At 48.4% G+C, this 9,839-nt stretch carries 8 protein-coding genes; 7 read left to right on the top strand and 1 reads right to left on the bottom strand.

The genetic code is table 11. The features are described 5' to 3' along the window. Positions 1-109 precede the first annotated feature (109 nt). From AC06L3_RS00525 to argF, 7 genes are all read left to right on the top strand, one after another. Complete coding sequence (locus tag AC06L3_RS00525) at positions 110-748, top strand: GNAT family N-acetyltransferase (RefSeq protein ID WP_475668671.1); 639 nt, start codon at positions 110-112, stop codon at positions 746-748. A gap of 449 nt (positions 749-1,197) precedes the next feature. Beyond that, on the top strand, positions 1,198-1,719 hold the full coding sequence (locus tag AC06L3_RS00520; RefSeq protein WP_475668670.1) for an arginine repressor: 522 nt from the start codon (positions 1,198-1,200) through the stop codon (positions 1,717-1,719). Positions 1,720-1,733: 14 nt separating this feature from the next. Next, the gene (locus tag AC06L3_RS00515) at positions 1,734-2,285 is read left to right on the top strand and encodes a GNAT family N-acetyltransferase (RefSeq protein ID WP_475668669.1); all 552 of its coding nucleotides are present in this window, start codon (positions 1,734-1,736) and stop codon (positions 2,283-2,285) included. 254 nt (positions 2,286-2,539) lie between these two features. Continuing rightward, positions 2,540-3,742, top strand: a complete 1,203-nt coding sequence (locus AC06L3_RS00510) for an argininosuccinate synthase (protein ID WP_475668672.1) — start codon at positions 2,540-2,542, stop codon at positions 3,740-3,742. A gap of 68 nt (positions 3,743-3,810) precedes the next feature. Next, complete coding sequence (locus AC06L3_RS00505) at positions 3,811-5,013, top strand: M20/M25/M40 family metallo-hydrolase (RefSeq protein ID WP_475668668.1); 1,203 nt, start codon at positions 3,811-3,813, stop codon at positions 5,011-5,013. A gap of 509 nt (positions 5,014-5,522) precedes the next feature. Beyond that, complete coding sequence (argH, locus tag AC06L3_RS00500; protein WP_475668667.1) at positions 5,523-6,818, top strand: argininosuccinate lyase; 1,296 nt, start codon at positions 5,523-5,525, stop codon at positions 6,816-6,818. Between the two features lie 38 nt (positions 6,819-6,856). Then, the gene (gene argF, locus AC06L3_RS00495) at positions 6,857-7,846 is read left to right on the top strand and encodes an ornithine carbamoyltransferase (RefSeq protein ID WP_475668666.1); all 990 of its coding nucleotides are present in this window, start codon (positions 6,857-6,859) and stop codon (positions 7,844-7,846) included. Between the two features lie 79 nt (positions 7,847-7,925). Here argF and AC06L3_RS00490 read toward each other — a convergent pair whose 3' ends face one another. Continuing rightward, positions 7,926-9,515, bottom strand: a complete 1,590-nt coding sequence (locus tag AC06L3_RS00490; protein ID WP_475668665.1) for a peptide MFS transporter — start codon at positions 9,513-9,515, stop codon at positions 7,926-7,928. Between the last annotated feature and the right edge of the window lie 324 nt (positions 9,516-9,839).

Below are 9,839 nucleotides of genomic sequence, written 5' to 3'. Positions count from 1 at the left end.
TGAGATTGAGGTTGGATATGATCAGGGGACTCCTCCCCCTCCTCCTATTCCCCCTCTACCTGAACCTCGTAAAAGGGATACAATTCCATATTAGTCCTGGAAAGGCGCTATGGAGATTCTCTCACAGGCTGAAAGATTCATAGAATCTCAAGGTTTTCATCTGTTGACCAAGGAGGATATTCCCAAGTTCGCACGTTGTGCGGCGGAATCATACGGGAGCATTGCCTATGCGCTCGATGATTACTTTGTCGGACACCCGTGCACCAAGGATGAACTGTGGGAGATGTGGCCCTTCAATCTGAAATACTTCTATTCCAGAGCGCTCATATATTCAGACAGTCCGGAGTGCAATGCCTGGATGCTTTGGGTCCCTCCCGGGTGCAAGGGTGTCTCGGTGATTGATTTCATACGCTACGGAGGAATCCGCCTGACTCTCAAGCTGGGTCTTCCCGCTATGAAAAGAATAATGCATTACGAGGACTACAGCGCGTCCGTGAGACTGAACGCTACTGGCGGCCGAGAGTGGTACTTGTACAATCTGGTCGTAAGACCGGAAGCGCAAGGGCAGCATCTTGTGGGTAAACTTCTGAGACCGATGCTGGAATACTGTTCACAGACTGGGAGACAGGCATATCTTGAAACCCATTCGGAAAAGAATGTGGGGATATACAGGCACTTCGGCTTCGAGGTGGTGAGCGATGCCCCCATCCCCGGAACGGAGGTGACCCATTGGGGGATGGTGAAGTAGGGTAAATCCCTTGAACAAGGATAAAGATGGGACGTAGGCAAAAATCAAGTCTTTGATTTGACCTGAGCCGACAGCAATTTCGGAAACGGCTGATTCTGATTCAAATATTGCCCTGGAGGTATTCGATTATGCCTTCAACGTGTAGGTCAACGATTGCTTGTTTGCCGGTACGGCTGCTGATGTAGGCCAGCGAGTCCCTTGAATCCATATAACCATTTTCGGTAAGGCAAGCAGCGCATTGGGAGTTTACGCAGCTTGCCAGCTCTTTCAGGGGGATGTCCGTTTCTTCCGGAACAAGGAGTTCGGCATCATAGCCCCGGTCCTGAAGGTCGGCGACGGGTCAGTTGCGGGCAGCTTTGGCAAAAATGATTGGCGGGGGCGTGAGAAATGAAATATTTCTGCATATTATGAGTATTTATGCGTATATTTGCGGTGAGAAATGAATAATTATGCAGAAAACAATTAGACAGAATGCGATTGCAAAAGCAATAACTGATGGTAATATTCACAATCAGAATGAGTTGCAGGAAATTCTCAAGGCTTCCAGAATTAATGTGACCCAATCAACATTGTCACGCGATCTCAAGGAAATGAAAATCATGCGCCTGCCGAATGCGGATGGGGAGTATGTGTATGCTCTGCCGCTTGAGGCATCGATGGCCGGTTTGTTGGATGACAGCATACAGAGCAATGCGCCAGGTAAGGAGGCTGCTTCATCCTATGGCAACCCGGAATTCTCCGGCAGACACAGGATAAAGGTGCGGAGCATTGAGTTCTCATCGCTCTTTGCCGTAATAAAGACTGCGCCTGGTTTTGCAAGTGCTGTTGCGGCAGTCATAGATGATAACAATATCAAGGGAATCATGGGAACGATAGCAGGTGATGATACCATTCTTGTCATGATCAAGGATGGATTCACGCAGCCGCAGATTGTGTCCAATCTTTCCACATATATTTCAGGACTTTCATAAAATAATAAGGGACAATGGGCAAAGTGATTGTCAATGGTATAAAAGTGCTGTTCGCAGGGCAGGAGCATTTGAAGTATGCGAAGGATGTTTCCGACACCATTGAGGAGGCAACAAAGGACAAGAATTCCGGTCTGGCGAAAAGGACCGTGGAATATATAAGTGAAAAGATAGCGGCCGGGAAAGGCATTATTGCTCTGGACGGTGACAAGTTCGCCGGTTTCTGCTACATAGAGTCGTGGGAACATAACTGGTTCGTTGCCAATTCCGGACTTATAGTCAAACCTGAATACAGGGGGATGGGCTTGGCCAAAGCCATTAAGAAGCAGGCTTATGAATTGTCGCGCCTGAAATTTCCAGGAGCGAAGATTTTCGGACTCACCACCAGTCCGGCAGTCAGGAGAATCAACGAATCGCTTGGATATAAATCAGTTCCGTACAAGGAAATAACCACGGATATCAATTTCTGGAAGGGTTGTGTGAGCTGTGTTCATTATGAAACCCTTTGTAGAAACGGTTTTGAGGATTGCTATTGTACCGGGATGGTTTTTGATCCTGATGGAAAATAATCCTGCTCAAGTGGGGAACATCAACCCTCGCTAGAATACATTCAGAAAGGGGTAAACGTTTCCTGGCATGCTGAAATGAGGTGGACGGGATACAGGTATCACCTTTATAGTCCAATTTGAGGCTGGCGCGCGTTCCCTGCTTTGGCAAAAGAGTTGAATACAAAGAGATGAACAAAGAGGATTGAACAAAGAGGATTGAACAAAAAGAGAAGGGAAAAGATTCTAAATAAAACGATAAAATTAAAAGTATAGATATTATGGCTAAGAAGAAAGTTGTTGTCGCATTCAGCGGCGGACTGGATACATCGTTCACGGTAATGTATCTGGCAAAGGAAAAAGGTTATGAGGTATATGCTGCGTGTGCGAACACCGGTGGCTTTTCCGCCGAGCAGCTCAAGGCCAATGAAGAGAATGCATACAAACTGGGAGCGGTGAAGTATGTAACGCTTGATGTGGCGCAGGAATATTATGAAAAGAGCATCAAGTACATGATTTACGGCAATGTGCTTCGTAACGGTACCTATCCTATCTCAGTTTCATCTGAAAGGATTTTCCAGGCACTGTCCGTTGCAAAATATGCAAAGGAGATTGGTGCCGATGCCATTGCGCACGGTTCAACGGGCGCAGGTAACGACCAGGTACGTTTTGATATGACCTTCCTTGTTGCCGCTCCCGGTGTTGAGATAATCACTCTTACCCGTGATATGGCTCTGAGCCGCAATCAGGAGATTGAGTACCTTCAGAAAAACGGCTTCCCTGCAGATTTCCAGAAGCAGAAATATTCATATAATGTCGGCCTCTGGGGAACTTCCATCTGCGGTGGAGAAATTCTTGATTCAACACAGGGGCTCCCTGAAACCGCTTATTTAAAGCAGGTTACAAAACAGGACAAGGAAACCATAGCTTTGACTTTCTGCAAGGGATGTCTGAAAGCCGTTAACGGAGTGGAATATGATGACGCTGTTGAGGCTATCAAGAAGGTTGAGGCAATAGCTGCGCCTTACGGAATAGGCCGTGACATGCACGTGGGCGATACTATCATAGGTATAAAGGGCCGTGTAGGTTTCGAGGCCGCAGCGGCGTTGCTGATAATTGCCGCCCACAAGTTCCTTGAGAAATTCACCCTGAGCAAGTGGCAGCAGTACTGGAAGGATCAGGTTGGCACCTGGTACGGCATGTTCCTCCACGAAAGTCAGTATATGGAGCCTGTGATGCGTGACATTGAGGCAATGCTGGAAAGCAGCCAGCGCAATGTCAACGGAACCGTTACAATGGAACTTCATCCATACGGCTTTTCCACTGTTGGCGTTGATTCTCCTGACGATCTGGTAAAGACCAAGCTCGGCGAGTACGGTGAGATGCAGAAGGGCTGGACCTCCGAGGATGCCAAAGGATTCATAAAGGTAAGTTCAACAGCGCTGAGGGTTTATTACACAAAGCATCCGCTCGACGAGTAAAAGACCGGAATCAAATGCTTGCGAAACTTGGATGAGAGAATAGTTTATTGGAACAATATGGCCATATTATGAACAGGAAAGTGGAACTGCTCTGCAGAATGATTGAAATACCATCGCCAAGCAGGGAAGAACAGGAGGTGACGGATATGCTGGAGGCCTTCCTGCTCTCACAGGGGTTGCCTGTGCATCGCCTCAGGAACAATCTCTGGGTGGAGAGCTGTCCTGCATCCTGTGGCAAGCCCACTATCCTGCTCAATGCGCATATCGACACCGTAAAACCGGTTTCCGGCTGGTCTTCAGATCCTTTTACACCGGCGATAGTTCCAGAATCCACCCCTGAAGGTGCTGAGGATATGAAAATCACCGGCCTGGGATCGAACGACGATGGCGGCAGCGTTGTGGCTATGCTGGAGGCGTATAAGATTCTGGTTGCTGATGAACAGCCATACAGACTTGTGCTGACTCTGACTGCCGAGGAAGAGGTTAGCGGCAAGAACGGCATTGAATTGATTCTGCCCTTTGTCTGCGGAGAGGAATCTTTAAAGAGCCTGTGCTATCCGGGGGACGATAGAATAGCGCTGGCCGTGGTAGGCGAACCTACCGGTATGCAGATGGCGGTTGCTGAAAAGGGCCTCATGGTGTTGGATTGTACGGCTTACGGAAAGAGCGGGCATGCGGCCAGGAACGAGGGCGTGAATGCAATTTACAAGGCTTTGCCTGTTGTGGAATGGTTTGAGAATCATCGGTTTGAAAAGGTGTCGCCATTCCTGGGGCCTGTTAAGATGAGCGTTACGCAGATTCAGGCCGGGACCCAGCATAATGTTGTGCCGGACAAATGTTCGTTTGTGGTTGATGTGCGCTCGAATGACTGTTATACAAATGCTGAACTTCTGTCAGAGATACGTGGTGGAGTGGGTGGTATTGTAACGTCCGAACCGGTGGAGAAGCATAATGTTTGTGCTGGCCAAGCATTGGCGGAAAACTGTGATGCCGGTGATTTATTGAGCGTTGAAATCAAGGCCCGCTCAACAAGATTGGGCAGTTCGCATATTGATGTGGCTCATCCGGTGGTTCAGCGCGGCCTGGCACTGGGCTTGAACTGTTTCGGTTCACCTACTTTGAGCAATCAGGCGTTGCTGCACTGCCAGTCCTTGAAGATAGGGCCGGGAGATTCCGCACGCTCGCACACTGCCAATGAATTCATACGCTTGAGTGAGATTGAGCAGGCCGTTGACATATACGTGAAATTACTTGGCGGCTTGAGCCTGTAACGGGCGCATTTCGGAGGGAAAATGTGACCAAACGGGCGAGGAAAGCGGCAAACGGGAGCATTTTTGCGGAAAGCGTGCCCAAAAGAGTGGTAAAAAGGGGGAACGGTCACAAAATTGAAGAAAATGTGACCAAATGTAGCGGCAGGGCAAATAAAGGGCCGCATCAGCGGCCTAGCGGAGGGCGCGAACTTGCTGGAAAGCGAATACTTGCGGAAAGCATGCGGAGAGTTGCGAAAAGCAGCAAGTTCGGTATAGCCCGGGAGCGCCTGGAACAGGCAGGGTTTGGGGCAGAGCCCCAATGAAAGAAAAACCGCATCAGCGGCCTAGCGGAGGGCGCGAACTTGCTGGAAAGCGAATACTTGCGGAAAGCATGCGGAGAGTTGCGAAAAGCAGCAAGTTCGGTATAGCCCGGGAGCGCCTGGAACAGGCAGGGTCTGGGGCAGAGCCCCAATGAAGAGAAACTGCCTGACGCAACCAAACAGAAAACAATATAGAAATTTTATACTGAAATGAAACTTTGGGACAAGGGCTTTGATACTGATAAGAGAATTGAGAAGTTCACGGTGGGCAACGATGCGTTGCTTGATGTGAAACTTGCCAGGTATGACATCACGGGAACAATGGCCCATATAAAAATGCTCACGAAGGTGGGCCTGCTTGAGCAGAGCGAACTGGACCTGCTTTTGCCGGAACTGGAGGTGCTGCTGAAAAAGGCGGAAAACGGAGAGTTCATAATAGAGGACGGAATAGAGGACGTGCATTCCCAGGTTGAGAAGTATCTTACTGAGAAACTCGGTGATCTTGGCAAGAAGATACATACCGGCCGCTCGCGCAACGATCAGATACTGGTTGACATGCGTCTGTTCTGCCGTGACCATATCAGGATTACCGCTGCTAAGATTGTATCTCTGTTCAAGACCTTGCAGGAGGCGAGCGAGAAATACAAGGAAGTGCTGATGCCGGGTTATACACACCTCCAGGTTGCCATGCCATCGTCATTCGGACTGTGGCTTGGTGCATACGCTGAATCGCTGGCAGACGATATGGTTCTGCTTGGCGGGGCATTGAAATACATCAACCGTAATCCGCTTGGCTCAGCCGCAGGCTATGGCTCTTCAGCACCGCTCGACAGAAAACTCACAACAAAGCTTCTTGATTTCGAGGATCTTGAGTACAACTCAATCTGCGCACAACTGGGAAGAGGAAAGAGTGAGAAGGTAGTTGCCCAGGCATTGGCCGCCGTAGCGGAGACTTTGGGAAGATTCGCTGCGGACTGCTGCCTTTTCAACAGCCAGAATTTCGGCTTCATCAAGCTGCCGAACGAACTTACTACTGGCTCCAGCATCATGCCGCACAAGAAGAATCCCGATGTGTTTGAACTGATAAGAGCACATTGCAACAGGATAATTGCCGTTCCTGAAACCATCAGTCATATAATAAGCAATCTGCCTTGCGGATATTTCAGGGACCTTCAGCTTATCAAGGAAGTGTTCGTTCCTGTTTTCGATGAAATGGATGACTGCCTTGACATAGCGAATTTTGCTGTTGGCAATCTGAGCGTGAACAGACAGCTTATGGAAAACCCTCTTTACAAGACAGCTTTCAGCGTTGAGGAAGTGAACCGCAGGGTTGCCGCCGGGGTTCCATTCAGGGATGCCTACAAGCAGGTTGGCATTGAAATAATGGAAGGGTGCTTTGAATTCAACGGCAGGCTGAACCATACTCACGAGGGCTCCGTAGGCAATCTTTGCACCAAGGAGATTGCCGCCAAGATGCAGGCTGTCCTTGATGAGCAGTTCAAGTAATGATAACTATCGCAGTGGAAAAATTAAAAAATACAAATATGAGCGAGAACAAGCATTTTCTTAAAATTCTGGATTTCACTCCGGAGGAGATCAAAGAGTATCTGAGCCTGGCTGCAAAGCTCAAGGCAGACAAGAAGAATGGCAAGGAGGAGCAGCTGCTGAAAGGCAAGAACATAGCTGTTCTTTTTGAGAAGGCATCAACCCGTACGCGTTGTTCGTTTGAGGTTGCGGCCAGCGATCAGGGCGGTTATGCCACATACCTTGGCTCCGTTGGTTCACACCTTGGAATAGATGAGTCAATGGACGATACCGCACGCGTGCTGGGCAGGATGTTCGATGGCATTGCCTATCGTGGTTATGGACAGTATATTGTTGAACGCATTGCCAAACTGGCCGGCGTGCCTGTATGGAACGCTCTTACCGACGAGGCGCATCCAACGCAGACTCTTGCGGATCTGCTTACAATCATGGAGCATATCAACAAGCCTCTGTCGGAGGTTAAAATCGCTTTTGTGGGTGATACACGTTTCAATACCTGCAACAGCCTTTTCGCAGGTTGTGTGAAGATGGGTATGGATTTCAGGGCGGTAAGTCCGAAGAAGCTTCAACCGGGTGCATTCCTTCTTGAGAAATGCAAGGAGATAGCAAAGGACACAGGTGCCAGAATCACTGTTACAGATAATATTGAGGAAGGTGTAAAGGATTGTGATTTCATATACACAGACGTTTGGGTATCAATGGGAGAGCCTGCGGAAGTATGGCAGGAGAGGGTGGATATGCTCAAGCCTTTCCAGGTAAACGCAGAACTGATGAAAAAGACAGGCAATCCGAACTGCAAGTTCATGCACTGCCTGCCGGCGTATCACGATACATCCATCAAGGTGGGAAAGGAAATACTTGAGAAATTCGGTCTGGATGGCGTTGAGGTCACCCACGAAGTTTTCGAGTCTGATGCCAGCATAGTCTTTGACGAGGCCGAGAACCGAATGCACACCATAAAGGCCATAATGGTAAAGAGCCTGGCTTAGTAATCAGGTGCAAAAACGAACTGTAGCATTTTGCGGACGCAAAATGCTACAGTTCGTTTATATTCCTATATGGTATTTACTATTTGGTGACTCTTTCAAGCCATTTCACCATACCGAGCATAACGCTCATTGCAACCACGCAGATTACAAGGAATACCAGCCAGCACTGCCAGAGGTCCATCTTGTTGTACATTACAGGACCAACCCAGATGAAGAGGTTTCCAAGTGCGGTGGCGCCGAGCCACAAGCCCTGGCAAAGACCCTGGATGTTCTTTGGAGCAACCTTTGATACGAATGAAAGTCCAAGAGGTGAGATGAACAGCTCGGCAACAGTAAGGAAGAAATAAGTTGCAATCAGAGCCCATGCACCAACCTTCATGCCTTCAGCCTCTGCAACAGGCATAGCCTTGAACACTTCTCCTGAAGGATATCCGCAAACGCTTGAAAGTATCATGAGGAAGAGATATGCCATTGCTGTGATACCCATACCCATTGCAATCTTTCTTGGTGTTGAGATTACCTTGCCCTTCTTTGCAAGCGCACCGAAGATGAGCATGATTATAGGGGTGAGGGTGATTACGAAGAATGGATTGATGGCCTGCCAGATTTCAGGAGCAATCTTGTCTGTCTTCACAAAGTCCCTTGCAAAAAGTGAGAGTGACTGACCGTTCTGGTGGAATGAGAGCCAGAAGAAAATGCAGATTCCGAGCACTGCGAACAGGGCGGCCATTCTCTGCTTGATTTCCTTTGCCATTGCAGCTTTCTCCTCAGGGGAAACCTTTACTTCAGCAACTTCTTCAGCAGCATTCGCAGCTTTTACCTTCTTGCCAGGAGTTGGGAATATCTTCTTTGTGGCTACGAAGATAATAAGAGATATGAGCATTGCGCAGACTGAAGCAATGAATGAATAGTGAACGCCCTCATTGAAGATCTGGAGGTAGTTCTGGCAGAATGCAGAAAAATCGAAGCCTTCACCAACAGTTGCGCCAACCTGAACGGCAAGTTCCTTAAGGTTTTCAAGCTGATCTGCAGCCATGTTTGTGCCTTCATTTATATATTTGTGGCACAATGCAGGAAGCTGTGCATTATATACAAGATCGTGGGTCTTGAGCCACCAGCCTCTGAGAAGAGGAGCTACGAAAGGAGCAACAAGACCGCCTATGTTTATGAATACGTAGAAAATCTGGAAACCTGAATCTCTCTTGTCCTTTGCGGCCTTGAGCTCGGCTTCGCCCTTCTTTGCGGCCTCAGCCTCGAAGTTGTCGTACAACTGGCCTACTACAGCCTGGAGGTTACCTTTGAAAAGACCGTTACCGAATGCAATGAAGAAAAGGGCAACGCAGGTGAAGATGAGAAGGCCTGTTGAATTCTGAGGTGTAGCAAGGATAGGAACTGAAAGAGCAGCATAACCGAGGGCCATTACAATGAGACCGCTCATGATGGTGCCTTTGTAGTTGAGTGTCCTGTCTGCGATTATACCTCCAACAAGGCTTAATACATAAATGCCGCAGTAGAATACGGAGTAGATAAGTCCGCTGGTCTCGTCTGAGATACCGAACTTGGAGCAAAGGAACAGTACCAGCACGGCGTTCATGATATAGTAGCCGAAACGCTCGCCCATGTTGCTCAGAGCGGCTGCCAGCAGTCCTTTAGGATGGTTCTTGAACATAATTGTTTTTTGTTAATGGTTTATAATTTCATAAATGATTTTTCCATACCTAATTTACAAAGATAACCAACTCAAGTCACAAATGCAAAATGACAGGAACTTTTTACTCGCACATTGCGCAAACATTGCTCGGACTTGCGATGTCGGAAATAATCCATATCTTTGCACCATAGTTCATTTCACCGCTGGATTTTCCGGAATGTGAATTACTCATACCCTGCTGTGGGGGAACCCGGATTTGCCGAATGCTCCGGGCAGCGCCGGAGACAAGGCTGACTTTCGTTCGTTATGCGAGAACGGGGGTCCGGAAAATCGGGACGCAGT

It is taken from the genome of Candidatus Egerieousia sp., from assembly GCF_056211015.1.
The sequence above is the reverse complement of the archived record's forward strand: the minus strand, read 5'-3'. Positions and strand labels throughout refer to the sequence as shown.